Below are 25190 nucleotides of genomic sequence, written 5' to 3' on the forward strand. Positions count from 1 at the left end.
CTCTAGCAAAGTGCTAGAGATTTTTTTATTACATAAAAGAGAGTTCTAGATGTGATTTTTAGTGTGCTACTGGTATTCCGTGATGAATGGCTGTCATAATTGCAAACCAGCCAAAGACAGCGGCAGTACCAAAAGCAAAAATAATTCCTAGTGGATTTCTTTTTCTAAAAGAATTTAGTAATCCGATAACAGCTAAGATTGCTACAAGTCCGAAAATTGGAACTACTCCCACGAAAAATCCCCCTTTGTCTTTTGCCAAGCTATTCAGTAGCATTTACCTTTGCCAACTGAACTGTAAATCTACTATAATTTAGTAAAATAGCATTCGTAGTAATTTTAATTCTTTTTTGTAGCTTTGTCGAGAGTTAAAAATGACATATAAGTGTCAAATGTGGAAAGTTATGTATGTTATTACATTTAAATTATCAGTAGGAAGAAGGTTTAATAATGAAGTATTATCAATTACCGTTAGGTGCGTTAGGTACAAATTGTTATATTTTAGAAGATGGTATGGGAGAATGTGTTATTTTCGATCCAGGTGGAGAAGGAGCAAAACTCATTCAATTTGTAAAAAATAAATCATTAAAACCATTGGCTGTTCTTTTAACACATGCTCATTTCGATCATATAGGGGCAGTTGATGATGTTCGTGAAGCTTTTAATATCCCCGTGTATTTGCATAAGAAGGAAGAAAAATGGCTAGAAAGTCCAGCACTAAACGGCTCAAGTAGTTTTATGATGGGTTCGATTACGCAAAAACCAGCGGATGTACTAATAACGAAAGAAGAAGAACTATCTATTGGAAAATTCACTTTTGAAATGTTTGAAACACCAGGACATTCGCCAGGAAGTGTTTCATACTATGTTCGAGATGAAGGGTATTTGTTTTCAGGAGATGTATTATTTCAAGGCAGCATAGGGCGTACTGATTTAGCTGGAGGTAGTATGGAAGTACTAATGCAATCTATTCATCAAAAGTTACTGCCATTAGCAGATGATACAATTGTTTTTCCAGGACATGGGGGATTAACTACCATTCAAGATGAGAAGGATTATAATCCGTTTCTTAATGGTTTTTAATTTAAATGCATACATGGTTACACTCACAAGAAAAACCTTCTCATATGAGAAGGTTTTTCTAGGGGATATTCTACTTTTAAAAATGGGAGGGATATAGGTAAGCTATTATTCAAAATATTATTACATATTTAACACTATGTCAACAGTAAATAACAATTTTTAGGAGGAATAATGGAAAAAATTTTAAAATCGTATATTAGTTCGCAGAAACAACCTTATATAACATTTAAAGAATATATGGATTTAGCACTTTATCATCCAGAATTCGGTTATTATAATAGTAATCAAGAGAAGATAGGTAGGCATGGTGATTTCTATACAAGCAGTAATCTTAGCGATGTATTTGGAAGAGCCCTTGGACGATGGTTTATACATCTATTTGCAACATGCGACATTCCACGACATATCATAGAATTGGGTGCTGGGACAGGGCGGATTGCTCATGCGGTATTAGCATACATACAAGAACAAGATGAAGAGTTATTTAACCAATTACAGTATACAGTGATTGAAAGTAGTCCATTTCATGGCCACAAACAGAAATCATTATTAGAAAATTATGAAAATGTTTACTTTATAAAGGATCTAGAAAGTATAGGAGAGTTAAGAGGGATTATTTTCTCAAATGAGCTGTTTGATGCTTTTCCTGTACATGTAATTGAAAGAAAAGAAGGTATTACGTATGAAGTGATGGTGACAGCTGATCTTCATGAACAACTTATTCCTCTTCAAAATGCAGAAATAGAAGCATATTTAGAAGTACTTAGTCTTGACCTTGTAGAGGGACAAAGAATAGAAATCCCACTGTCAATGGTGCAATACTATCGTACGTTATGTACGAAAATCACTAAAGGAATTCTTGTTACGATTGATTATGGATACACAAACGAAGAATGGAAAGAGGATATTCACCGAAGAGGTAGCTTAAGAGGATATTATCAGCATTCCATGTATGATAATGTTCTACAAAAAGCAGGTGAGATGGATTTGACTGCACATATTCATTGGGATGCATTACGAGTAAATGGCAAAGAGCAAGAACTGCATTCTCTTTCCTTTCAAAGACAGAACGAGTTTTTGCTTTCTTGTGGAATATTAGAGGAATTAAGTAATACAAGTAATCCGAATCCTTTTTCAACCGAGCATAAGCGTAATCGAGCTATAAGAACGTTGATTGAACCTGGACAGATTAGTTCACATTTTCAAGTATTAATTCAGTCAAAGAACATAGAAATAAAAAATAATAATTTATTTCCGACTACTATTATATAAAAAATAAAACTTCGGTTTCACAAAAAAACATTGTGGGAACCGAAGTTTTTGGATAATTGCGTTTAATGTCCAGTCGCGCCTGGTACCATCATGAAAGTAGACCAATATGTAAAACCTGCGAAGAAGACTGTTAAATATGCTCCGAACACATATATATACATGCGCTCAGATAATTTTAAATAACTTAATAAAACAAAAAATCCTGTTTGAGCCAAAAATAGTAACGAAGTTTGGTGCATATGCCCTAAATAAAACATTACAGCGAAAATCCCTGTCCAGAATCCAAGAACTCTGTACATGCGTTCCATTCCAAATCCCCCCTTTTGTCCCTATTATGTCAATACTATCCAATTATAGTTTAAAAAGGAAGAGTCTGTAAAGGAATCTTTGTTACTACTTTGTGACAAGAGCTTGGTAACTACAAGTCTCACAACCTGTAATCATATTGTCTTTCTCAACTAACTGAACATCATCAAAAAGAGCGCTAAACATCCCTTTTAAGAAAGCGTTATGCATGCTGCAAACAGCTTGTGTCTGGCTATTAGCAACTTCCTTAAAAGGACAGTTATAAATTTGGAAGAAAATTTTACTTTGATCATCACTCACGTGAAATTCAGGATACAAGCCAGCAAGTGATGCAGAGTTTTTAAGAATGGTCATTTTATCTTCGAAAGATAACGGTAAGCCATTATTGAAATTTAATGCTGTTTGAGACTCTACTAATTCTTTACCGAAAGTCTTCCCTGTAGTGTATAATGCTTCCTTACCTGGTTCGCCAAGCATCATCATTGTTTCAATCGCAATCTTTGATAACAATTGATAATCGCGATAAGGAAAGTGTAATTGGATAACTTCATCTGATAAACGATATAATCGACTTGGTCTTCCGCCCTTTCCTGTCTTCTTAGTTTCAGAAGTTAACATATTAATATCTTCTAATTTTGATAAGTGTAAACGTGCAACATTCGGGTGGATATTAAAAGTATCAGCTATTTCTTGAACTGTTACTTCATGATGTTTTTTGTTAATATGTTGATAAATATAATACCTTGTTGGATCACTCAATACATTTGTAATTTTTAATGTTTGTTCCATCCTATTCACCTCGGACTTATAGTTAATACCATTGTAATACAGTTATTGATGCTTTGGAATGTCTAATATTAACTAACTACTCAAAATTGTTAAAGTTCACAAAAATGATAGATAAAATACCTAATTATTGCACGGATGAACACAAATTACACGTAAAATTTTGGGTCTTTATGCTTAAAATAGGTGATTTATAGGATAGAGATATAATGATAAATTTTTTTTTGTAACTTATTTCCTATTTTTCGAAAAATAAAGAAGGATTTTGTAATTTGTTAGCGAATAAAGTTACATTATAAAATAATTTGGAGGTGATTATTTGTCATCAATTGAAACAATAGCCGATCATATTTTGAAACGTGCTGTTCAACTAGGAGCATCTGATATTCATATCATTCCACGTAAGAATCAGCCTTTTATTCAATTTCGTGTTGAAAACCGTCTCGTCCCATTTCAAACCTTAGACAAAGAACATTCAGATCGTATTATTTCCCATTTTAAATTTCTTGCCTGTATGGATATAGGTGAGAAGAGGCGACCACAAAGTGGCGCTATGACGTATACAAGTGAAAATGAATCCATTGGTCTTCGAGTATCCTCGCTTCCCACAGCAGGCTCTGAAACGCTTGTGATTAGACTTCTCCCAAAACAAAGTATCCTCCCCCTTGATCAATTATCGTTATTCCCTTCAACTGCAAACAAAATATTAGCCCTGCTTCAACATTCTCATGGGTTAATGATATTCACAGGTCCTACTGGCTCTGGTAAGACAACCACTTTATACTCTCTCCTTCATTATGCAAAGAGCTTTATCAATAGGCATATTATTACGTTAGAGGACCCTATTGAAAACGTTTCTGAAGAAGTTCTTCAAGTACAAATTAATGAAAAAGCAGGTATTTCGTATTCAATTGGACTTAAAGCGGCGTTGAGGCACGATCCAGACATCATTATGGTTGGGGAAATTCGAGATGCTGAAACGGCAAAAGTAGCTGTTCGTGCGGCTCTTACTGGTCATTTAATACTTAGTACGATGCATACTCGTGACGCTGCTGGAGCAATATATCGCTTAATGGAATTTGGTGTTAGTTTAACGGAAATTAGGCAAACGTTAATTGCTGTCACTGCGCAGCGGTTGTTGGAACTAAAGTGCCCGATTTGTCCAAAAGAGTGCTCACCTTATTGTAATTTTACAAAAAGAAAGAAGCGTGCTAGCGTATATGAACTTCTGCATGGAAGAGAATTGTCGAAAGTACTATATGAAGAGATGAAAGGAGAGAATCATGAGCATTCAGTTCGACTTCTTAAAGATGAAATTCAAAAAGCCGTTGCACTTGGATTTGTACGAGAAGAAGAGTTTGGAAGGTGGATCTATCAGGAATAGACAAGGAAAGTGGAAACGAAGTGAACAGGCTGTTTTTTTATTTCGGTTAGGAGAATTATTAGCCTCTGGCTATCATCTATCTGATGCGCTACGCTTTATAGAATCACAAGAACATGCTAAAAGAAGAGCTTATATTGAAGAAGCGATAATACGGCTAAAGGATGGGCAAACCTTACATGAGGTATTATTGTTTTTACGATTTCATCCACAGCTATTACAGTTTGTATATTATGCGGAATATTATGGTGATCTTCCACATGCATTAATGGAAGGAGGGAGGTTTTGGAGTAAGAGAAATCAAGATCGTGATAAACTTTTAAAAATGTTAATTTACCCTATACTTCTTCTTGTATTAATTATTGTAATTGCCTTCTTACTTCAAGGAATTTTACTTCCGAAATTTCAATCCCTCTATGAAAGTATGGATATGGCCCCCTCCTTTTTCTTGGAAAGTATTCTCTTGATATCGAGCATCTCTCATTTTACTCCATATTTTATTCTAGGCATTGTCGTCATTATAGTCACTGTCCAAAAACTGTGGCTCAATAAACTATGCCATCTTCAGCGGAAAAAATATGTTCTTAAAATCCCGTTATTAGGTGTATATATTCGGTTGTTTGATACGTATTATTTCACGTATCAGCTTAGTGGATTATTAGCTGGTGGTTTATCAATTAACGATTCGATACAATTGTTCGCCAAGCATAATCATCAGCCTTTTTTTCAAAAACTTAGTGAAGTAATTTTTAGAGAATTAAATGAAGGCAGAAGTTTAGAGAACATTTTTAAAGAATTACCTTATTTTGAACGCTATATAAGTGATGTCATGGCTAACGGTCAAAAAAATGGAAAATTAGATCAAGAATTATATCATTATAGTCGTATTTTACTTCAAACGATTGAAGATAAAATGATTGCGGTAATCAAAATCATTCAGCCTTTATTATTTGCAACAGTTGGCAGTATTGTAGTGGCTATCTACTTATCTGTTTTATTACCTATGTTCACAATTTTAGAAGGTTTATAAGAATGCATGGTACTTTGCATTTTATGTGAAAATCAGGAGTGATTGTATGAATCAAAAGGGGTTCACATTAATTGAAATGTTAATCGTTTTGTTAGTTATTTCAATACTATTAATTATTACTGTACCGAATATAATTCAACATCAAAAGTCGATAAGAAATAAAGGCTGTGAAGCATTTGTGAAGATGGTACAGGCTCAGGTGCAATCTTATCAAATTGACGAGAATAAATTACCTGCTAGCTTAGAGGATTTAAAGTCAAAAGGGTATATTGAAAGCGCTACATGTCCAAATGGTAAGAGTTTAAAATATGATTCAGATGGTAAGGTGAGTGTTAGTGAATAGCTTATGCAAAGTTATAAATGGAGAAAAGGGATATTCTCTTGTTGAAATGTTAGTTGTTCTTTCTGTTTTTTTACTACTTATTTCAGCATCCATTTCAACTATGCCAAAGTATCAAGGGAAGAAAGAATTAGAAAGCTTTTTACAACAGTTTTCTAAAGATTTTCATTTTGCTCAGATGTATGCCATTAACCATCAAATATCCGTTTATTTTTCTATCGATTATATTAATAAAACGTATTATGCGAACAGTATAGGAAGTGACGAGGTTATCTTTTTTAAGAGAATTCCGAAAGATATCCAATTTATGAAAGATAGCTTGATTTTACGAATTTATTTTACACCGATTGGGAATGTATCAAACTTTGGGAGTTGGGTATTTGAATCGAAAAAGGTACAGTATATTTTTACTGTTATGATTGGGAGAGGAAGGCATTATTATCGTGAACTCTAAAGGATATATTCTTTTAGATATGTTAGGAGCGCTTAGTATTGTTTTATTTGTATGCTTAGTGTTGTTACCCATCCTAATTAAAATAGATAATGATCGACAAGATTTGCAAAAAGAGTTAAAAGCTCAACATATCTTGTACGAGAATTTACAGCGTTATACACTAAATCAAGATATAGCCTCTGTCACTACTAGTAAAGTATACTTTAGCGAATTTAAAACAACCATTCAGCCATTTGAAATGAATGCATTGTATGTGAAAGGCTGTGTTTCCTATCGAAATAGTCGAAAGAATGAAGTTTCGCTTTGTGACGTTGTTAAGGCAAGAACGGGGATTTACATTGATTGAAATGCTACTGTCATTGGTGGCATTTATAATCATGGCGACTCTTATTTTACAAATCGTATTAGTGATAGAACCAGCAAGACCTTCTTCTAAATCATTAAATCCAATGGAATGGGAAGTTTTTATAAATAATGTAATGAGAGAGGTAAGGAGAGGAGATACAACCACTGTTACAAGCACAAAGGTATATATCAATAATAGTGGTTCGATTACTATGATTGAGCAATATGGAATCATGTTACGGAGGCGTGTTGATTATTCTGGTCATGAAGTATTGTTGCATAATGTAAAGCATTTCACGGTAAGTAAAATAGATAGTATGATCAAAATCAATGTTATCGATACAAATGATAAAGCTTATGAAGCTGCTTTTTTATCTTATAATGAATAGGAGAGAATGTAGACGAGAAGAAAAGAAGAAGGATATGTATTATTTCCAGCGCTGATTGTATTAATGCTTATTATTATGTTAATTATTTTGGGTGTTGAGTCATTCGTAACTGAAAAACGGTTTTCTAAGGAAGTATCGAGTAAATTAATGGTTGATCATTTACTTTTTTTGGCGAAGAATGATGCGAATGATTATCTTCATAATGAACTGAAAATAGGGGAAGATGGTATTTTGTTTTATGAAAATGGAGATGTCTACTATCGGATTGAAATGAAGACGAAAGAAGAGATGAAAGTGTTGTTATATGCATCCAGTCGAAAGGGTGGTAAGGCAGAAGCATCGTATACTTTTAATCTGAAAGAAGGAAAAGTGAGTAAATGGTTTGAGATATAATTCATGAAAATGCGTTTGAAAGTATTCATTTTGGACCACACTAATAAGGGTGGTAAATGATGAAAACAAATGATTTTATTAAGTATTTAACGCAGGAATTTGTAACGTATGTTGATCAGCCGAAGGAAGAAAGAAAGCGATATCGATCTGTTGAAAGAGGTAGAAAACGTAACTATTCAAGAACGCTGTTTGGCTGGATTCCCTTCGCGCTTATGATGATGTTGAAAAGAAAAAAAGGTAAGAGGCTGTCCGAAAAATGATTTTACATCATTTTTCGGACAGCCCTTACTTTTTTTAGATAAATCTTTTAGATTCCTTAAAAAATGAAAGCAATCCTTTTCCGCGCACATACTAGCCAATATTTCAGATCTATATTCTAAAGAGCACGTTCGCTTAAATAAAACATTCCACCGTTAATAACAGAGATATTAATATTTGGTTCGTATTGTTGCTTTAGTGCTTCTTTTTCAAGTAAATAACTTTCACCTTTTTCCTCCACATCTTCGTAGAAATGTTCTAATAATGTAATATCATTGTTCCATTTGGTTAGTGCTCTTTCAGCCCATGTATGGTCTTCATTTTGTAATTGCAATCTGACATAGCGGTCTAATCGAGCCACTCCACTCTTCGGCATGATGATTGGAGAGAGCGTGAAAGAAAAGTCTGGAATTTTGGGTGTTAACGAATATTGCAGCATTTTGTCGTGAAAGTTCTCGACAATTTTCCCTGACAATAAATGCAATCCTAATGAAAATAAAACATCTTTCTTACGATCAGACACAAAGGATACTTTAATGTTGGCAGATAACCATGGATGTAAGGGAGTTTGTCCATTTGTTTGATTGAGACTATTTTCATACAATCTTATATAGCTCGCTAGTTTTTTTGTCGATTGAAATATTTGATGCAATCGTGGTGAACCAAAATGCATAATTTCACCTTTAATATCTTCTGGAACAGTATTTGGATCAGTAATTAAAGTGAGTGTTGCTGGATTTGGAACACCACCTGTCTTTTCAAGATAATGCCAATAGAAGGGGCGATTCATTAATGCTTTATCTAATTCAACGGTTAGTTGTACTGTTAAATAAGACGTGGTATTAGCTAAAATTTCTCCACCATTGGCGGTGAAATATTTTATAAGGAATTGATGTATTTCACGTTGCTGCACGTTTTTCACGCTCCTTTAAATCTTGAGCCAGGGAAATCATAGAAGATAGGTTCTCCATTTTAATTTTCATTTCACCTTCACTGTTTGATCCGCCGATTATATCTTCTATATATTCTTCAAGATTATTGATTTCTAATTTTGTTAAAATATCATCCAATTCTCCAACTACTTTTTCAAATAGTTGAATTTTTTCATAGAGCAAGTTTAAGATATGCTCTTCAACTGTATCTTTCGTTGCGAAATTGAAAATGATAACATCTTTCTCTTGCCCTAAGCGATGAACACGTCCAATCCGTTGTTCTAAGCGCATCGGATTCCATGGTAAGTCAAAGTTGATAATGGTATTGCAGAATTGAAGGTTTATTCCTTCACCACCAGCTTCTGTGGCGATTAGCACTTGGGCATGGTTTTGGAAAAGTTCTCGCATCCAGTCTTTTTTACCACGTTTAAATCCCCCACGAAAAGGAACGGATGAAATACCGTGTTGTTTTAAAAACCACTGTAAGTACATTTGAGTTGCTCGATATTCAGTGAAAATAATCACTTTGTCATCGCAGGTTTTTATGATTTCTAACGCTTTTACCGCTTTTGAGTTTTTGGTGACGGCATCGATTTTTTCACCAATTACTTTTATTTTTTCTTGAATTACTTCACTTGGAGATTCTTGTTTTTTTATCATATTTTGGATTGTGTAATAGACGGCTTCACGACTGCTACACGCTTCACGTTGTAAAGTTAAAGTTGAAAAACCACTAGCTGTATCTTCAGATAATCGATATTTAGACACTGCTTCATATAGTTCTTTCTCTTCTTGTGTTACATCAATAAATACGGTTTCAACTTTTCGTTTTGTCCATTCAATTCCTGTCTCATGACGGCGATTACGAATCATAACAGCGTTCACCAATTCTTTTAAATGCTCATCTTCATTGATTTGCCGTCCTTTCCCTTTATACGTTTTGGAGAAGAGGGAGGCATTACCTAAGTGACCTGGTTTTAATAAGGAAACTAAATGAAAGATTTCATCGACTTTGTTTTGAATAGGAGTTGCTGTTAAAAGTAAGCAAAATTTCTTTTTTAAGTTTTGTACAAACTCATAGTTTTTCGTTTGATTATTTTTTAATTTATGAGCTTCATCGACAATGATTAAATCGTATTGCTGATTATATATAATATCTCTGTGAGGTGCGCGTTTTGCCGTATCAATTGAAGAGACAATTACATCGCAAGATTCCCAGACATAGCTCTTACGTTGCACAACAGCGGGAATGAAAAATTTGCTGTTTAATTCATAAGCCCATTGAGAAACAAGGGAAGCAGGTACTAAAATGAGCACTTTATTTACTAGTCCACGAATCATATATTCTTTTAGTATTAAACCTGCTTCAATTGTTTTTCCAAGTCCTACTTCGTCTGCTAAGATAGCTTTCCCGTTCATGTTTTCGACTACTTGTTTAGCCACCTCTAATTGATGTGGTAGGGGTTTTAAGTGATGGAGGTGCTTAGGGGCTTGTAATCCCTCGAAATCTGGTATTTGTAAGCTTTGTTCTGCTTCAAGAGCAAGCTTGTATAATTCCCAACTAGTCCAAGGTCCATCATCTTCTAAACGTTGTAGTAATCCATCCTCCCAATCTGGGTTCCAGTTTATATTAATCTTCATAAGTTGTACCTCCGAAAACAGTAAAATCCGAACATTAAACAAATAAAAACGAAAAAATATTTGTTTTATTAGAAAAAATAATAAAATTATTGCAATAATTTTGTACTTAATGGTAGGATGTTATTAGAATTACGAATAACAAAGATTTCCTTAAGAAAGAAAATGTTATTTCTTAGTATGACCATTTCATAAATTAATATAAGCGGATGAAGACAAGGGGAGAGACTGCTATTGAGGCAGCGCCGAAGGAGCAAGCATATACTTGTGAATCTCTCAGGCAAAAGAACTCTTGTTGGACGCATCTCTGGAGAGAGTTCAATAGAACCACCAACGGGGACAGCCTAATTTTAGGTAAACTCTCAGGTAACCGGACAGAGACAGCTCATTATTAACAAGGGGCTGCTCTGTCTTTTTTTTGTGCGTTTTGATAGGGGAGAACCGTGTAATAATGTAGGGATGCTAAATTAATATAGTTGTTGTAGGAGGTTGGCAAATGAGTGAATTGAAAAGAACACCTTTATTTGAAGCGTACAGTGAGTATGGTGCGAAAACAATTGATTTTGGAGGTTGGGAGCTTCCGGTGCAATTTTCTAGTATTAAGCTAGAACATGAAGCTGTAAGAACGAAAGCTGGATTATTTGATGTTTCCCACATGGGAGAAATTGAAGTTATAGGTAGTGATAGTTTGTTATTTTTACAAACGATGGTAACAAATGATGTAGCAAAGATCCATGCAGGAAAGGCACAATATTCAGCGCTTTGTTATGAAAATGGTGGTACAGTTGACGATATTATCATTTATCAAAAAGGTGAAAATCACTATTGGTTAGTTGTTAATGCTGCTAACACGGAAAAAGATTTTGATTGGTTACAAAAATATGCATCTAATTTCGATGTAAAATTAGAAAATCAATCATCACAGTATGCTCAATTAGCACTTCAAGGTCCATTAGCCGAAGAGGTACTACAACAAATTACAGAAAATACTGATTTGGCTGAAATTAAATTCTTTCAATTTAAAGAAGGCGTGAAAATTGATGGTGTAGAAGCACTTGTTTCCCGTACTGGTTATACAGGAGAAGATGGATTTGAAATCTATTGTCATAGTGACGATGCGGCTAAGCTATGGAGAAAGATTTTAGAACATGATGAAGTGTTGCCTATCGGATTAGGTGCAAGGGACACATTACGCTTTGAAGCTGGTTTACCGTTGTACGGACAGGAATTGTCAGCAGATATTACACCAATTGAAGCTGGAATTGGCTTTGCTGTTAATACGAATAAAGAAGTTGAGTTTAATGGTAAAGTAGTTCTATCTCAGCAAAAAGCTGAGGGGGCACCTCGTAAATTAGTAGGGGTTGAAATGATTGATAGAGGAATTCCACGTCACGGATACCCGGTTTATGCTGATGGTGAATTAATTGGAGAAGTGACGACGGGTACACAATCACCAACATTAAAGAAAAATATCGGCTATGCGTTAATCAAAAAAGAATTTGCTGAATTAGATCGTACAGTTGAAATAGAAATTCGTTCGAAAAAATTACAAGCAAAAATTGTTAAAGCACCTTTTTATAAAAGACCAAAAAATCAGTAGGGGGATGGCTGAAATATGTTGAAGCATCGTTATTTGCCAATGACAGAAAATGACCAAAAAGAAATGCTTGAAGCAATCGGAATTTCAAAGATTGATGAATTATTCGAGGATATTCCAGAGAGTGTACGTTTTCAAGGGGAATACAACATTATAGCGGCAAAATCAGAATCTGCATTGACGAAGGAATTAAGTAAATTAGCAGCAAAGAATAAAGACACGAAAAGTTATGCGTCATTTTTAGGTGCAGGTGTATACGATCACTACACACCAATTATTGTAGATCATGTGTTATCTCGTTCTGAATTCTATACAGCATATACACCATATCAACCTGAAATCTCACAAGGGGAGCTACAAGCGATCTTTGAATTTCAAACGATGATTTCTGAATTAACAGGAATGGATGTTGCGAATTCTTCTATGTATGATGGAGGGACAGCACTTGCTGAAGCAGCAACATTAAGCTGTGGTTCGACTCGTCGTAAGAAAATTCTTATTTCACAAGCAGTTCATCCTGAATATAAAGATGTAGTGCGTTCTTATGCAAAAGGTCAATATATTGATGTAGTTGAAATTCCATATAAAGATGGAGTAACTGATTTAGAAGCACTGAAAAACGAGATGAATGACGAAGTCGCAGGTGTTATTGTTCAATATCCAAATTTCTTTGGACGAATAGAAGACTTGTCTGCAGTTGAAAAGATTGCTCATGAGCACAAGGGACTGTTTATCGTTTCAAGCAATCCACTTGCGTTAGGTGTATTAACACCTCCAGGTGAATTTGGGGCTGATATTGTTACAGGTGATGCTCAAAGTTTCGGGATTCCTGCTGCATTTGGTGGACCACACTGTGGATATTTTGCTGTAACAAGCAAATTAATGCGTAAAGTCCCTGGTCGTCTAGTTGGCCAAACAGTAGATGAAAATGGTTTGCGTGGTTTTGTTTTAACATTGCAAGCGCGTGAACAACATATTCGCCGTGAGAAAGCAACATCTAATATTTGTTCGAACCAAGCGTTGAATGCTTTAGCAGCTTCAGTTGCAATGACTGCATTAGGTAAAAAAGGTGTTCGTGAAATGGCAGCACAAAATATGCAAAAAGCTCATTATGCAAAGAAAACCCTTCAAGCTAAAGGTGTTGAAGTAGTATTTGAAGGACCATCTTTCAATGAATTTGTTATTAAATTACCGCAATCATATGAAGCTTGTAATAAGCAACTATTAGAGCAAGGTATTATTGGTGGTTACCATTTAGGAAAGACATATCCAGAATTGAAGGATCATATGTTAGTTGCTGTTACAGAATTACGAACAAAAGAAGAAATTGACTTATTTGCACAAGAGGTGGGGGAGAGCCATGAGTAAGCAAGATCAACCTTTAATTTTTGAAATGAGTGTACAAGATCGCATTGGATATAGTTTACCTGAAATGGATGTAGACGCTATTGATATTGCTGAGTTACTTCCGGCTGGTTTTGTCAGAGAGAAGGAAGCTGAATTACCAGAAGTTTCAGAGTTGGATATTATGCGTCATTATACTGCATTATCAAAACGTAATCATGGAGTAGATTCAGGCTTCTATCCACTAGGTTCTTGTACAATGAAATATAATCCGAAAATCAATGAAACGGTAGCTCGATATAATGGCTTTGCACATATTCATCCATTGCAAGAGGAAAGTACTGTTCAAGGCGCATTAGAGTTAATGTATGATTTACAAGAGTCATTGAAAGAAATTACAGGGATGGATGAAGTAACGCTTCAACCAGCGGCTGGTGCACATGGTGAATGGACAGGATTAATGATGATTCGTGCATATCATGAGAATAATGGTGATTTTGAGCGTACAAAAGTAATCGTACCTGACTCAGCGCATGGTACAAACCCAGCATCTGCTTCGGTTGCAGGCTTTGAAACAATTACAGTTAAATCAGATGAACAAGGCTTAGTTGATTTAGAAGACTTAAAGCGTGTTGTTGGAAGAGATACAGCTGCTTTAATGTTAACAAATCCAAATACGCTAGGTTTATTTGAAGAAAATATTTTAGAAATGGCTGAAATAGTTCATAATGCTGGTGGTAAGCTGTACTACGATGGTGCGAATTTAAATGCTGTATTATCGAAAGCTCGCCCAGGGGATATGGGCTTTGATGTTGTGCATTTAAATCTTCATAAAACCTTTACTGGGCCACATGGTGGTGGAGGACCAGGTTCAGGGCCTGTAGGAGTGAAGAAGGATATCATTCCATTCTTACCGGCTCCTCAAGTTGTGAAACTGGGTGAAGTGTACGCATTAGATTATGATCGTCCGTTATCTATTGGGCGTGTGAAGCCTTACTATGGTAATTTTGGAATTAATGTTCGCGCATACACTTATATCCGATCAATGGGGCCAGACGGCCTGAAAGCTGTAACGGAATATGCGGTATTAAATGCAAATTATATGATGAGAAAGCTAGCACCATATTATGATTTACCATATGATCGTCATTGTAAGCATGAGTTCGTTTTAAGCGGAAGACGTCAAAAGAAATTAGGCGTTCGTACATTGGATATTGCGAAACGTTTATTAGACTTTGGCTATCATCCACCAACAACTTACTTCCCGTTAAATGTTGAAGAATGTATGATGATTGAACCGACTGAAACAGAAAGTAAAGAAACACTAGATGGCTTCATCAACACGATGATTCAAATTGCGAAGGAAGCAGAAGACACACCAGAAATCGTTCAAGAGGCACCTCATACAACTGTTATTAAACGCCTAGATGAAACTTTGGCGGCTCGTAAGCCCGTTCTTAGATATGTAAAAGCTTAATAATAATGGCATAATAAAGAAAGACTAACGTTTTAGCGTTAGTCTTTCTTGTTACTATTAAAAGTTATATTATTTTCTTTTAATTTTACCTGTCCATTGTTTGAAGCCATTTTTTAAATGGAATAGCTGTCTATAGCCATTTTTGTATAGCAATTGTGCAGCTCGTCCACTACGAAGACCACTTTGACAGTATAAATATACAGGCTTGTCGGGGCGAATTTCTTTTAAACGCGTTTTAAGCTGAGACATAGGAATGTTTCTAGCTCCAAGAATATGACCTCCATCATATTCATTTGGTTCACGTACGTCAATTAATTGAGCTTTTCGATAGCCTTCGATAAACTCTTCTTGTGTTAACGTTTTAACGATTCGACGTTGTGACCACCATGTGTATAAAGAATACACGATTACGGCTACTACAAGTATAAGTAAGAAATACCACACAGTAAAAAAACTCCTCTCAAACTAAAAAACAATGCAATCTTTACTTATTATAATATTCATATACCATAATTACAAAGGAATTTAACGCAAAGCTTTAGGAAAAGCATGGTTTTTTTGTTGAAATGTTATCTTGTTTAATCTAGTATAAATATTGTTTGAGAATAAAACTAATGTAGAAGGTAGGCTACACGATATATGAAAAAAGAAACGTGGGCATTTATTGATTCGGGCAATTGTTCACCTGGCTACAATATGGCTATGGATGAAATGTTATTGAAATGGCATAGTGAAGGGAAGATACCGCCCGTTATCCGCTTTTATGGTTGGAATCCAGCTACTCTATCTATAGGCTACTTTCAAAAAGCTGAAAAAGAAATTGATTTACATAAGGTGAAAGAAGCAGGGCTTGGTTTTGTGCGTAGAGCAACCGGTGGTCGAGCAGTGTTGCATGAGCATGAACTTACATATAGTGTAATTGTTAGTGAAGAGCATGAGAAAATGCCGAAAAATGTGACAGAAGCATATCGCGTCATATCAGAAGGGATATTAGAAGGATTTATCAATCTTGGTTTTAATGCATATTTTGCTGTTCCAAAAACGGAAGAAGATCGTCAAAAACTAAAGGATCCTCGCTCAAGCATTTGTTTTGATGCGCCAAGCTGGTATGAATTAGTTGTTGAAGGTCGGAAGGTTGCAGGGAGTGCGCAAACACGTCAAAAGGGCGTTATTTTACAACATGGCTCTATCTTACTTGATTTAGATAGTGATAAGTTATTTGATTTGTTTATTTTCCGTAATGAGCGCTTGAAGGAAAGAATGTTCAAGAGCTTCCGAGATAAAGCAGTAGCAATTAATGAATTGTCAGACCGAACAGTTGGAATAGACGAAGCTAAAGCTGCTTTTAAAGCTGGATTTGCAAAAGGATTAGAGGTTGAGCTACAAGAGTATCAGTTAACTGAAGCTCAGCAAGAAGAAATAATGAAATTAAGTAAAGAGAAATATGAAAGTGATGATTGGAACTTCATGCGATAAACGGTTTCCGTTCATCGCTTTTTTATGTGTGAATATTTTCTTTGCTAATTAAAAATAACAAAATGGCTTGCAATATTAACGTTTTTTTATTAGACAATAATGCAACTTCTGAAAAGGTGTAAATAACATTAGAAAAACGCATAAACCCCGTTTTTTCTTCTTTTTTCTCTTTTATTTGAGCAATTCTTCGTTTGACAAATTAATTAATTTGCATTCCTTAACACCATATATAGATATATGAGTGTTTTTAAAATCAATATATTGAATGATGGCTCTATATATGGTAAGTTTATGTTACTTTATAAAATCAACCTAACTAGGAAGAATATAAATGCAGTACGAATAAAGGAGAGATTGCTTATGTCTGTTGCGATTAAGCAAAATGGTAAGAAAAGTATTGAAAGTCTAAATCAGGACATTAAGTTGTTCCCACAGGTTCATCCGATTACACCAGATATGAAACTCACGCATAAAGGCGTTTCGCGTTTAGTTATGATTGATCGATATTCGTTTAAAGACACCGAGAAAATCACCTTATCGAATGGTGATTTTGTTGTGTTAACGATTAAAGAGGATCCGAAGTTTCCAGCTCGTGGTTTAGGACATATTGTTAGCATTGACTGGGAAAAGAAAAAAGCGAAAGTGTTGGTCGAGGATGAATTCCGTGGTTCATTAGACAAACCTGAAGAAATTGAAACAGGCATTATTAATCGCTCTCTAGATGTCATCGAGAAGCCACTTGAAATTTACTATGAACAAATTGCAAAAAGAAATGCAACAGGGCTAGCTTCTGTTGAAACAACAGAAGAAAAACGACAAGAGTGGTTCGAAAAGTTTTATCAAGAGTTAGCTAATATGAACTTTGTACCAGCAGGAAGAGTACTATATGGTGCAGGCTCACAAACTGATGTTACATACTTTAACTGCTATGTGATGCCATTTGTACCTGATTCTCGTGAAGGAATATCCGATCATCGTAAGCAAGTGATGGAGATTATGAGCCGTGGTGGCGGTGTTGGAACGAACGGTTCAACGTTACGACCTCGCAATACATTAGCTAAAGGCGTAAATGGTAAATCATCAGGTTCTGTTTCGTGGTTGGATGATATCGCGAAGCTGACGCATCTTGTTGAGCAAGGTGGATCCAGACGTGGAGCACAAATGATCATGTTAGCAGATTGGCACCCAGACATCATTGAATTCATCATATCTAAGATGCAAAATCCTCGTATTTTGCGATTCTTGATTGAAAATACAAAAGATGAAAATATCAAAAAATATGCCAATGAAAAATTAAAGCTAACTCCTTTAACTGAACAAGAGAGAGCGATGTATCAAGGAATACTTAATTATAAACAAATTCCAGGTCAAGGTGGTTTTTCAGACCAAATAATTAGTGAAGCTGAAGAGAAGCTCCATACGGGTGGACATTATAGCGTGCATAATCCAGAATTCTTAACGGGTGCTAATATTTCTGTTTGCTTGACGAAAGAATTTATGGAAGCAGTAGAACAAAATAAAGACTATGAACTACGTTTTCCGCATGTAGAGAGTTATGATGAAGAGGAAATGAAGGTATATAATGCAGAGTGGCACGAAGTAGGCGATGTTCGCGAGTGGGAAAAGCGTGGACATAAGGTGCGTGTATATCGCTCTATTAAAGCACAAGAGCTATGGAACTTAATTAATATATGTGCGACGTATTCAGCTGAACCAGGCATTTTCTTCATCGATAATGCCAATGATATGACGAATGCAAAAGCATATGGACAACAGGTAGTAGCAACAAATCCGTGTGGAGAACAACCCTTAGCTCCTTACTCTGTCTGTAACTTAGCAGCTATCAACTTAGCGCAAATGGCAGATAAAGAGAACAAAACAGTTAATTTTGAGAAACTGAAACGCACTGTAGAAGTAGGAGTACGTATGCAAGATAACGTAATCGATGCAACACCTTACTTCCTTGAAGAGAATAAAAAGCAAGCACTTGGTGAGCGTCGTGTTGGCTTAGGTGTCATGGGCTTACATGATTTACTTATTTATTGCGAATCTGAATATGGATCAGAAGAGTCAAATAAACTGGTGGAACAAGTATTTGAAACAATTGCTACTACAGCGTATAGAGCATCTGTAGAATTAAGTAAAGAAAAAGGTACCTTCCCATTTTTAGAAGGAAAGACAGAAGCAGAAACAAACCAGCTTCGTTCTAACTTTATTCAAACAGGTTTTATGCAAAAAATGCCGCAAGAAATTAAAGAAGATATTATGAAATATGGTATTCGTAATTCACATTTACTAACTGTTGCTCCAACTGGAAGTACTGGAACGATGGTTGGTGTTTCTACTGGGCTTGAACCATACTTCTCATTCTCGTACTTTAGAAGTGGTCGCTTAGGTAAATTCATCGAAGTTAAGGCAGATATTGTGCAAGAATATTTAGACCGTCATCCAGAAGAGGATCCTAACAATTTACCAAGTTGGTTTGTTTCAGCGATGGAATTATCTCCTGAAGCACATGCTGATGTACAATGTATCATTCAACGCTGGATAGATAGTTCAATATCTAAAACAGTTAATGCACCTAAAGGCTACACAGTTGAACAAGTTGAAAAAGTGTACGAGCGTCTATATAAAGGTGGTGCTAAAGGTGGCACAGTGTATGTAGATGGAAGCCGTGATTCACAAGTATTAACATTAAAAGCAGAAGAAAATCATTTTGAACAACAAGAACTACTTTTAGAGGATGAAACGAAAGTTGTTTTAGTTGATACGATTAATGAGTTACGTTCTACTAAAGTTACCATTGGATCTGAAGTAGGAGATACATGTCCTGTATGCCGTAAAGGTGAAGTACAGGAGATGGGTGGATGTAATACTTGTACAAACTGTGGTGCACAGTTGAAATGTGGTTTGTAAATAAAAAATAGATGAGAGACTGTTTCATAAGTCAGAATTACTGACTTTATGAGGCAGTCTTTTTTGATTGATTGTTATTAATAAGTAAAGGTAAAAGGGTAGCTATGAGGAGTATGGATAAAGTTATCGTTAGTTTTAAGTTTTTTATTTTTGAACGGGGGAATTCCAAATTTTTTGCAGAGACTTTTTCTTACATCAGTAAAAAATAACAGGAATCTATAGAAATAACAAAGAAATTTGGTGAACTCTTTGAAGCCTTTTATTCCTCAACTTGTATATATTGAACCACAAGCATTAGACTATCCTTTAGGGCGTGAATTGAAAGAGAAATTCGAGAAAATGGGAATTGAAATAAAAGAAACGACATCTCACAATCAAATTCGTAATCTTCCTGGTGATACAGATTTACAAAAATATCGAGTAGCTAAATCGACTCTCGTTGTGGGTGTTCGTCGTACACTTAAATTCGATACGTCAAAGCCTTCAGCGGAATATGCCATACCTTTAGCAACGGGATGTATGGGGCACTGTCATTATTGCTACTTACAAACGACACTGGGAAGTAAACCATATATACGGACCTATGTTAATTTAGATGAAATCTTTGAGCAAGCAGAGAAATACATGGACGAACGAAAACCAGAAATTACACGCTTTGAAGCAGCTTGTACCTCTGATATTGTCGGCATTGATCATTTAACGCACTCTTTAAAGAAAGCGATAGAATTTTTCGGGAGAACTGAGTTAGGAAGACTGCGTTTTGTTACGAAATTTCATCATGTGGATCATTTATTAGATGCGAAACATAATGGGCATACTCGTTTTCGCTTTAGTGTTAATTCTCGCTACGTTATAAAGAATTTTGAGCCTGGTACTTCTAGTTTTGACCAGCGTTTGGAAGCGGCTAAGAAAGTGGCAAATGCAGGGTATCCATTAGGCTTTATTGTAGCACCTATTTATATGCATGATGATTGGCAAGAAGGCTATTTTGAATTATTTGAAAGATTAGCTGAATCATTAGAGGGAGAGAGTATTCCTGATCTATCTTTTGAGCTTATTCAGCATCGATTTACTAAGCCTGCTAAGAAAGTGATTGAAAAGCATTATCCGAAAACAAAGCTTGAACTAGACGAATCGAAACGTAAATATAAATGGGGTAAGTATGGAATCGGCAAATATGTATATCCAACCGAAGAAGCGAATGATTTAGAAACAACCATTTCCAGTTATATTCAACAATTCTTTCCGCATGCTACTATTGCATATTTCACGTAAAGACAAATAATTAACTAATCTACTGTAATAATCTAGTTCCTTCCTGCTTAAAGATGTATAAAGGCCGGAGACAGGAGGGAACAGCATTGATTATTGATGGAGTGTTTTCCGGAGGAGGTATGAAAGGATACGCTTTAGTTGGAGCATACCAAGTTCTTGAAGAAAAGGGTTTTGTGTTTCAAAGAACAGCTGGTACTAGTGCTGGTTCAATAATTGCTGCTTTTATTATCGCTGGTTATACGGGGAAAGAAATAGAAGAAATTATGATGGAAATGAATACAGAAATATTGTTAGATGAACGCATTGGAGGAAATCTTCCTTTCGCTAAATGGTTACTGCTTTATTGGAAGTTAGGGTTGTATAAAGGAGATAAACTGGAAGAATGGATTGCTGAGAAATTAGCAGCTAAAGGAATATATACATTTAGTGATTTACCACTTCATTCTTTTCGTATTATTGCATCTGATGTAACAAATGGGGTCATTATGGTTTTACCGGATGATTTAAATAAGTATAAAATTGATATTGCTACATTTCCGATTGCTAAAGCAGTTCGAATGAGCTGTAGTATCCCTTATTTTTTTGAACCTGTAAAACTTAATTCGAGAAAGCCTTATACCTACATCGTGGATGGAGGCGTATTAAGTAATTTTCCAATGTGGTTGTTTGATCAAGAGAATGTAAAGAAAACTCGACCTGTTATTGGGGTTAAATTAAGTGAAAATAAAGAGGAGCTACCACCAAGAAAGATCGATAATGCTATTGAAATGTTTGGTGCTTTATTTGAGACGATGAAAGATGCCCATGATAACCGTTACATTTCTAGAAAACATGAAAAGAACATCATCTTTATTCCAACGAAGAATGTATCTGCAACGGAATTTGATTTATCATCGAAGAAGAAGCGGGACCTTATAGAATTAGGCCGTATGTCTGCTCAAATATTTTTACGAAGTTGGGCTTATTAACATTATGGTCAAATGATTAGAATTTTAAGTCAAAAAAATCAGGCACGATTATGCCCGATTTTTCTTTTTGCCTTTTTTACCATCAATGACAGTTAGTTGAACATCAGATTTTTTACGATGCTTTGGTTTTCTTTTCGAATGGTTGAAAGAATAGGTAACGACATTTGAATCTTTTGGTTTTGATGTGTTACGTAGCTGTTGATTTTTTTGAGATTGCTTAGCGGCTTTTCTATATGCTTTTTGATTAGCTGATTGAGCAGTAGATGAGCCTGAAAATCTCTTGACAACGTAAATCATAATCGCTGTAACTGCAACGATTATTAGTAACCATTTAAGTGTACCCACTGGATCGCCAAACAGTTTGCTACCTAAGCCTAGTAACGCAAGCAAAATAATACCTGAAACAATAAAATAACTTGGACGTTTCATCATTAAGGCCACCTCCTTAAAAGCATAAGAAAGAAGTATTGTAGGAAAATAGTAATGTACAACTAATATATCATCTTTGAATGTGGAATTTTAGAAAAACTTCTGATTCTATATAATATGCTTCATGAATTAAAAAGCTGTTACATTTTGTTTTACACTATACTTTCCTTTTCTAAACCTGTTTTATTTTCTTTTTCTAATTCTAATAAACGATTGAAAGAATGAATCGCTACTTCCACTTGATCATCTGTTGGCTTGTTAGTTGTTAACAATTGGAGCCACAGTCCTGGGTAGCCTAAAAATCTTAAAATAGGAATATCGCGTACTTTGTTAGTAATTTGTAATACTTCAAAAGCGATTCCTAACACGACAGGAATCAGTGCAATTCGATTTACAACTCGAACCCATAAGGGATCTGTAGGTACTAGCATGTAAACAAACATACCAACAATAATTGTGAATAAGATGAAGCTACTTCCACATCGATAATGAAGTCTAGACTGTGATTGTACGTTCTCAACAGTAAGCTCTAAATTATTCTCATAAGCGTTTATTACTTTATGCTCTGCTCCGTGATATTGAAAGACTCTCTTAATTAATGGTGTAAGTGACACAAAGTAAATATATAAAAGTAATAGAATTAATTTAAAGACACTTTCTACCATTATTTGCCCAAAATCTGAAGAAAATACAGGTCTTGTAAAATCTGCAAGAAAAACAGGTACAAGAGTAAAGATGAATTTACCAAATAAGAAGGAGAGAACGCCGATTGCTGCTACACTTAAAAACATTCCTACTTTCGAAGCTGGTTTTTCTTCTTCAATTACTTCCTCTTGTTCTTCAGCAGGGTCAACGTCAAACTTTTCTGTTGAGAAATTTAAATGCTTCGATCCGTTAGCGCTTGCATCAATAATAGCTGCAATCCCTCTGATAAATGGAATTTTCTTGATGGAAGTTAGAAAAGGGCTTGGCGTTCGTGGAACGTGAAAATAATCGATTGTACCATCTTTTCTTCTAATAGCAGTAACAGTATGCTTTTTACCTCCGAACATGACGCCTTCCACAACCGCCTGTCCGCCGTATACGGGTTTTTCTTGTGACATTTCTACACCAACCTATGTTGTTTTATTTCACATTTAGCTTTTCCTTTGTCGTTTGCTATAGTGAGAGCTTATGCCTCTATAATTGATAAAAAAATCAATTGAGATTGGTAAGCTGTTGTACCTCTACATATATTTTACAAAAAAAATGAAGATGACTCCAGATAAATAGAAGCAACTTGAAAAAAATATCGTAAATATTTTTTTGAGAAAAAATTTCCTGAGAATAGGACATACTAGTCGTGGAGGTGTTAATGATGGATAAACAACAACAAAATGATGGAAAAAGTAATTCTAAATTAGATCAAAATCAACAAGAAAATCAATTATCTCAAAAAACAAACATTGCTTTGATAGGATTTATAGGAGGGATGTTTTGGAGTGCATTGGGACAGCTTGCATATTATTTTCATTTTACAGAGGTAGGTCCAAAAGTCATTATAACGGGATGGCTTTCGGATAAATGGACACATGGTTTTTTAGGAGTACTTATAGCAATTCTTCTTTATGGGCTTGTTTCAATCGTGGTTGCTTTTTTATATTATGCATTTTTACGTAAAGTGCGTAGTCTTTCTGCTGGAATTTTATTTGGTATTGCGATTTGGGCGATTGTTCATTATGCTTTCGTACCATTCTTTTCAGACATGAAAGGAATACAAGATATGGATTTCAATACGTTAGTTACAACGGTTTGTCTCTATATATTATACGGAGTATTTATTGGTGTTAGTGTTTCTTTTGATCATAGTGAGAGAGTACGACAGGAAGAAACGCAGCAAAAAGAGCAAAATGTACAACCATAGTGTTATTCATTCTTTTTCCAATCTTCACAAAGTACTGTGACATCTGAAAGAATGTGATAAAATGTTCTTACTGATTGTTAAAATTATAGGTTGGTATTCTTAAAATGAATGGATAGGAGCGGACTATGGATAAATTACAAAGACTACGTGCTTCATTTGATAAACTACATATTGATGGCATGCTCATTACTAATCCTTATAACAGACGTTATATGACAGGCTTTACAGGTACTGCTGGTGTCGCTTTGATTTCTAAATCAAAAGCATTATTTATTACGGATTTCCGTTATATTGAACAAGCTACAAGCCAATGCCCTGATTTTGAGATTGTTAAACATACGAAAGCTATTCATGAAGAGGTGGCATATCAAGCCAAACAGTTAGGTATTACGAAGTTAGGCTTTGAACAAGATATCTTAACCTATTCTTCATATGTTACCTATAATAGAGCTTGTGAAGGTGATTTTATTCCCGTTTCTGGCGTGGTCGAGAAATTACGCTTGATAAAGACAAACTCAGAGATTAAGATATTAAAGGAAGCTGCGAAGATTGCAGATGCAGCTTTCGAACATATTATCGGTTACATCCGTCCTGGTCTTACAGAACTGGAGGTTTCCAATGAATTAGAGTTCTTTATGAGAAAACAAGGAGCTACATCATCTTCATTCGATACAATCGTAGCTTCTGGCTACCGCTCAGCACTCCCACATGGGGTAGCTAGTGATAAAGTAATTGAAGTAGGAGACTTTGTAACGCTTGATTATGGAGCGTATTACAATGGATATGTATCGGATATTACTCGTACGATAGCGGTAGGAAATCCAAGCGATGAATTAAAAAATATTTATAATATTGTTTTAGAAGCGCAACTTAGAGGAATGGCCGGTATTAAACCAGGCATGACAGGTAAAGAGGCAGATGCGTTAACACGTGACTTCATTGAGGAAAAAGGTTTTGGTGCAAACTTTGGTCACTCAACTGGCCATGGTATTGGACTTGAAGTTCATGAAGGTCCAGCCTTGTCGATGAAGAGTGACATCGTTCTAGAGCCAGGAATGGCGGTAACGGTTGAACCAGGGATTTATGTTCCAGGTTTAGGTGGGGTTCGTATTGAAGATGATACGATTATAACGAATGAGGGTAATGAAGCTCTTACACATTCAACAAAAGAACTTATCATTTTGTGATTTTTGGGAGGAAA

The 25190-nt window shown here is 35.3% G+C and carries 27 protein-coding genes and 2 riboswitches; of the genes, 19 read left to right on the forward strand and 8 right to left on the reverse strand.

All coding sequences use genetic code 11. The features are described 5' to 3' along the window. Positions 1-58: 58 nt before the first annotated feature. On the reverse strand, positions 59-232 hold the full coding sequence (locus TX86_RS26050; protein ID WP_042345974.1) for a DUF2759 domain-containing protein: 174 nt from the start codon (positions 230-232) through the stop codon (positions 59-61). Positions 233-447: 215 nt separating this feature from the next. On the opposite strand from TX86_RS26050, the gene TX86_RS02625 reads away from it, so the two are divergent. Continuing rightward, positions 448-1080 (forward strand): MBL fold metallo-hydrolase, encoded by a 633-nt coding sequence (locus tag TX86_RS02625; protein ID WP_042345975.1) that lies wholly within the window; start codon positions 448-450, stop codon positions 1078-1080. A gap of 171 nt (positions 1081-1251) precedes the next feature. Beyond that, positions 1252-2352, forward strand: coding sequence for a class I SAM-dependent methyltransferase (locus TX86_RS02630; RefSeq protein ID WP_042345978.1), 1101 nt, complete (start codon positions 1252-1254; stop codon positions 2350-2352). Between the two features lie 62 nt (positions 2353-2414). Here TX86_RS02630 and TX86_RS02635 read toward each other — a convergent pair whose 3' ends face one another. Further along, on the reverse strand, positions 2415-2660 hold the full coding sequence (locus tag TX86_RS02635; protein ID WP_042345980.1) for a DUF2626 domain-containing protein: 246 nt from the start codon (positions 2658-2660) through the stop codon (positions 2415-2417). A gap of 85 nt (positions 2661-2745) precedes the next feature. After that, positions 2746-3447, reverse strand: a complete 702-nt coding sequence (locus TX86_RS02640) for a helix-turn-helix transcriptional regulator (protein ID WP_042345982.1) — start codon at positions 3445-3447, stop codon at positions 2746-2748. 316 nt (positions 3448-3763) lie between these two features. On the opposite strand from TX86_RS02640, the gene comGA reads away from it, so the two are divergent. From comGA to TX86_RS02680, 8 genes are all read left to right on the forward strand, one after another. Continuing rightward, a complete protein-coding gene (comGA, locus tag TX86_RS02645; RefSeq protein WP_042345984.1) occupies positions 3764-4828 on the forward strand; it encodes a competence type IV pilus ATPase ComGA in 1065 nt (354 codons plus the stop codon). After that, positions 4728-5855, forward strand: a complete 1128-nt coding sequence (gene comGB, locus TX86_RS02650; RefSeq protein ID WP_154663034.1) for a competence type IV pilus assembly protein ComGB — start codon at positions 4728-4730, stop codon at positions 5853-5855. The genes comGA and comGB overlap by 101 nt, the downstream gene beginning before the upstream one ends. A 46-nt stretch (positions 5856-5901) precedes the next feature. Then, positions 5902-6198, forward strand: coding sequence for a competence type IV pilus major pilin ComGC (comGC, locus tag TX86_RS02655; RefSeq protein WP_042345987.1), 297 nt, complete (start codon positions 5902-5904; stop codon positions 6196-6198). Continuing rightward, positions 6191-6649: a competence type IV pilus minor pilin ComGD gene (gene comGD, locus TX86_RS02660; RefSeq protein ID WP_042345988.1), complete on the forward strand. Its 459-nt coding sequence runs from the start codon at positions 6191-6193 to the stop codon at positions 6647-6649. Before comGC ends, comGD begins: the two co-directional genes overlap by 8 nt. Continuing rightward, positions 6639-6995, forward strand: coding sequence for a competence type IV pilus minor pilin ComGE (comGE, locus tag TX86_RS02665; RefSeq protein ID WP_042345989.1), 357 nt, complete (start codon positions 6639-6641; stop codon positions 6993-6995). The genes comGD and comGE overlap by 11 nt, the downstream gene beginning before the upstream one ends. A 31-nt stretch (positions 6996-7026) precedes the next feature. Next, complete coding sequence (locus tag TX86_RS02670) at positions 7027-7383, forward strand: ComGF family competence protein (protein ID WP_042345991.1); 357 nt, start codon at positions 7027-7029, stop codon at positions 7381-7383. A gap of 63 nt (positions 7384-7446) precedes the next feature. Beyond that, complete coding sequence (comGG, locus tag TX86_RS02675) at positions 7447-7776, forward strand: competence type IV pilus minor pilin ComGG (protein ID WP_042345992.1); 330 nt, start codon at positions 7447-7449, stop codon at positions 7774-7776. 56 nt (positions 7777-7832) lie between these two features. After that, on the forward strand, positions 7833-8036 hold the full coding sequence (locus TX86_RS02680) for a YqzE family protein (protein WP_230203557.1): 204 nt from the start codon (positions 7833-7835) through the stop codon (positions 8034-8036). 116 nt (positions 8037-8152) lie between these two features. Here TX86_RS02680 and TX86_RS02685 read toward each other — a convergent pair whose 3' ends face one another. Both TX86_RS02685 and TX86_RS02690 read right to left on the reverse strand, forming a co-directional pair. Beyond that, positions 8153-8947 (reverse strand): YqhG family protein, encoded by a 795-nt coding sequence (locus TX86_RS02685; RefSeq protein ID WP_042345995.1) that lies wholly within the window; start codon positions 8945-8947, stop codon positions 8153-8155. Then, on the reverse strand, positions 8934-10607 hold the full coding sequence (locus TX86_RS02690) for a DEAD/DEAH box helicase (protein ID WP_042345997.1): 1674 nt from the start codon (positions 10605-10607) through the stop codon (positions 8934-8936). Before TX86_RS02690 ends, TX86_RS02685 begins: the two co-directional genes overlap by 14 nt. Positions 10608-10813: 206 nt before the next feature. After that, a riboswitch (glycine riboswitch) is annotated at positions 10814-10906 on the forward strand. Positions 10907-10908: 2 nt separating this feature from the next. Further along, positions 10909-10985: riboswitch (glycine riboswitch) on the forward strand. Between the two features lie 115 nt (positions 10986-11100). Between TX86_RS02690 and gcvT the strand changes: the two genes are divergently transcribed. The 3 genes from gcvT to gcvPB are packed head-to-tail and all read left to right on the forward strand — an operon-like array spanning position 11101 to position 15022. Then, positions 11101-12204, forward strand: coding sequence for a glycine cleavage system aminomethyltransferase GcvT (gene gcvT, locus TX86_RS02695; RefSeq protein WP_042345998.1), 1104 nt, complete (start codon positions 11101-11103; stop codon positions 12202-12204). Positions 12205-12222: 18 nt separating this feature from the next. Then, entirely contained in the window at positions 12223-13569 is a 1347-nt protein-coding gene (gene gcvPA / locus TX86_RS02700; protein WP_042350100.1) for an aminomethyl-transferring glycine dehydrogenase subunit GcvPA, read from the forward strand. After that, positions 13562-15022 carry an aminomethyl-transferring glycine dehydrogenase subunit GcvPB gene (gcvPB, locus tag TX86_RS02705; RefSeq protein ID WP_042345999.1) on the forward strand — a complete coding sequence of 487 codons (1461 nt, stop codon included), beginning with the start codon at positions 13562-13564 and terminating at the stop codon, positions 15020-15022. The genes gcvPA and gcvPB overlap by 8 nt, the downstream gene beginning before the upstream one ends. Before the next feature lie 69 nt (positions 15023-15091). Here the strand turns inward: gcvPB and TX86_RS02710 are convergent, their stop codons facing one another. Further along, complete coding sequence (locus TX86_RS02710; RefSeq protein ID WP_042346000.1) at positions 15092-15466, reverse strand: rhodanese-like domain-containing protein; 375 nt, start codon at positions 15464-15466, stop codon at positions 15092-15094. A 195-nt stretch (positions 15467-15661) separates the two neighbouring features. On the opposite strand from TX86_RS02710, the gene TX86_RS02715 reads away from it, so the two are divergent. The 4 genes from TX86_RS02715 to TX86_RS02730 all read left to right on the forward strand — a co-directional run bounded on the left by TX86_RS02715 (position 15662) and on the right by TX86_RS02730 (position 21657). Beyond that, entirely contained in the window at positions 15662-16498 is an 837-nt protein-coding gene (locus TX86_RS02715; protein ID WP_042346001.1) for a lipoate--protein ligase family protein, read from the forward strand. Positions 16499-16858: 360 nt separating this feature from the next. Further along, complete coding sequence (locus tag TX86_RS02720) at positions 16859-19414, forward strand: vitamin B12-dependent ribonucleotide reductase (protein ID WP_042346003.1); 2556 nt, start codon at positions 16859-16861, stop codon at positions 19412-19414. Between the two features lie 249 nt (positions 19415-19663). Beyond that, the gene (splB, locus tag TX86_RS02725; protein ID WP_042346004.1) at positions 19664-20689 is read left to right on the forward strand and encodes a spore photoproduct lyase; all 1026 of its coding nucleotides are present in this window, start codon (positions 19664-19666) and stop codon (positions 20687-20689) included. A gap of 86 nt (positions 20690-20775) precedes the next feature. Next, positions 20776-21657 carry a patatin-like phospholipase family protein gene (locus TX86_RS02730; RefSeq protein WP_042346006.1) on the forward strand — a complete coding sequence of 294 codons (882 nt, stop codon included), beginning with the start codon at positions 20776-20778 and terminating at the stop codon, positions 21655-21657. 48 nt (positions 21658-21705) lie between these two features. Here the strand turns inward: TX86_RS02730 and TX86_RS02735 are convergent, their stop codons facing one another. Continuing rightward, on the reverse strand, positions 21706-22089 hold the full coding sequence (locus TX86_RS02735) for an SA1362 family protein (protein WP_052343517.1): 384 nt from the start codon (positions 22087-22089) through the stop codon (positions 21706-21708). A gap of 149 nt (positions 22090-22238) precedes the next feature. Beyond that, on the reverse strand, positions 22239-23189 hold the full coding sequence (locus TX86_RS02740; protein ID WP_042346008.1) for a DUF1385 domain-containing protein: 951 nt from the start codon (positions 23187-23189) through the stop codon (positions 22239-22241). Between the two features lie 251 nt (positions 23190-23440). Between TX86_RS02740 and TX86_RS02745 the strand changes: the two genes are divergently transcribed. Together TX86_RS02745 and TX86_RS02750 are read left to right on the forward strand one after the other, a co-directional pair. After that, positions 23441-23989, forward strand: coding sequence for a YqhR family membrane protein (locus tag TX86_RS02745; protein ID WP_042346010.1), 549 nt, complete (start codon positions 23441-23443; stop codon positions 23987-23989). Positions 23990-24114: 125 nt separating this feature from the next. Further along, the gene (locus TX86_RS02750; RefSeq protein WP_042346013.1) at positions 24115-25176 is read left to right on the forward strand and encodes a M24 family metallopeptidase; all 1062 of its coding nucleotides are present in this window, start codon (positions 24115-24117) and stop codon (positions 25174-25176) included. Positions 25177-25190 lie beyond the last annotated feature (14 nt).

The sequence above is a fragment of the Bacillus massiliigorillae genome, from assembly GCF_000380245.2.
In the GTDB taxonomy this organism is placed as follows: Bacteria; Bacillota; Bacilli; order Bacillales; family DSM-1321; genus Bacillus_AD; species Bacillus_AD massiliigorillae.

Coding starts and splice junctions, on each gene's coding strand:
- TX86_RS02625 (WP_042345975.1), top strand. CDS start 448: ATGAAGTATTATCAATTACCGTTAGGTGCGTTAGGTACAAATTGTTAT.
- TX86_RS02630 (WP_042345978.1), top strand. CDS start 1,252: ATGGAAAAAATTTTAAAATCGTATATTAGTTCGCAGAAACAACCTTAT.
- TX86_RS02635 (WP_042345980.1), bottom strand. CDS start 2,660: ATGGAACGCATGTACAGAGTTCTTGGATTCTGGACAGGGATTTTCGCT.
- TX86_RS02640 (WP_042345982.1), bottom strand. CDS start 3,447: ATGGAACAAACATTAAAAATTACAAATGTATTGAGTGATCCAACAAGG.
- comGB (WP_154663034.1), top strand. CDS start 4,728: ATGAGCATTCAGTTCGACTTCTTAAAGATGAAATTCAAAAAGCCGTTG.
- comGC (WP_042345987.1), top strand. CDS start 5,902: ATGAATCAAAAGGGGTTCACATTAATTGAAATGTTAATCGTTTTGTTA.
- TX86_RS02670 (WP_042345991.1), top strand. CDS start 7,027: ATGGCGACTCTTATTTTACAAATCGTATTAGTGATAGAACCAGCAAGA.
- comGG (WP_042345992.1), top strand. CDS start 7,447: ATGCTTATTATTATGTTAATTATTTTGGGTGTTGAGTCATTCGTAACT.
- TX86_RS02680 (WP_230203557.1), top strand. CDS start 7,833: ATGATGAAAACAAATGATTTTATTAAGTATTTAACGCAGGAATTTGTA.
- TX86_RS02690 (WP_042345997.1), bottom strand. CDS start 10,607: ATGAAGATTAATATAAACTGGAACCCAGATTGGGAGGATGGATTACTA.
- gcvT (WP_042345998.1), top strand. CDS start 11,101: ATGAGTGAATTGAAAAGAACACCTTTATTTGAAGCGTACAGTGAGTAT.
- gcvPB (WP_042345999.1), top strand. CDS start 13,562: ATGAGTAAGCAAGATCAACCTTTAATTTTTGAAATGAGTGTACAAGAT.
- TX86_RS02715 (WP_042346001.1), top strand. CDS start 15,662: ATGAAAAAAGAAACGTGGGCATTTATTGATTCGGGCAATTGTTCACCT.
- TX86_RS02720 (WP_042346003.1), top strand. CDS start 16,859: ATGTCTGTTGCGATTAAGCAAAATGGTAAGAAAAGTATTGAAAGTCTA.
- TX86_RS02735 (WP_052343517.1), bottom strand. CDS start 22,089: ATGATGAAACGTCCAAGTTATTTTATTGTTTCAGGTATTATTTTGCTT.
- TX86_RS02740 (WP_042346008.1), bottom strand. CDS start 23,189: ATGTCACAAGAAAAACCCGTATACGGCGGACAGGCGGTTGTGGAAGGC.
- TX86_RS02745 (WP_042346010.1), top strand. CDS start 23,441: ATGATGGATAAACAACAACAAAATGATGGAAAAAGTAATTCTAAATTA.
- TX86_RS02750 (WP_042346013.1), top strand. CDS start 24,115: ATGGATAAATTACAAAGACTACGTGCTTCATTTGATAAACTACATATT.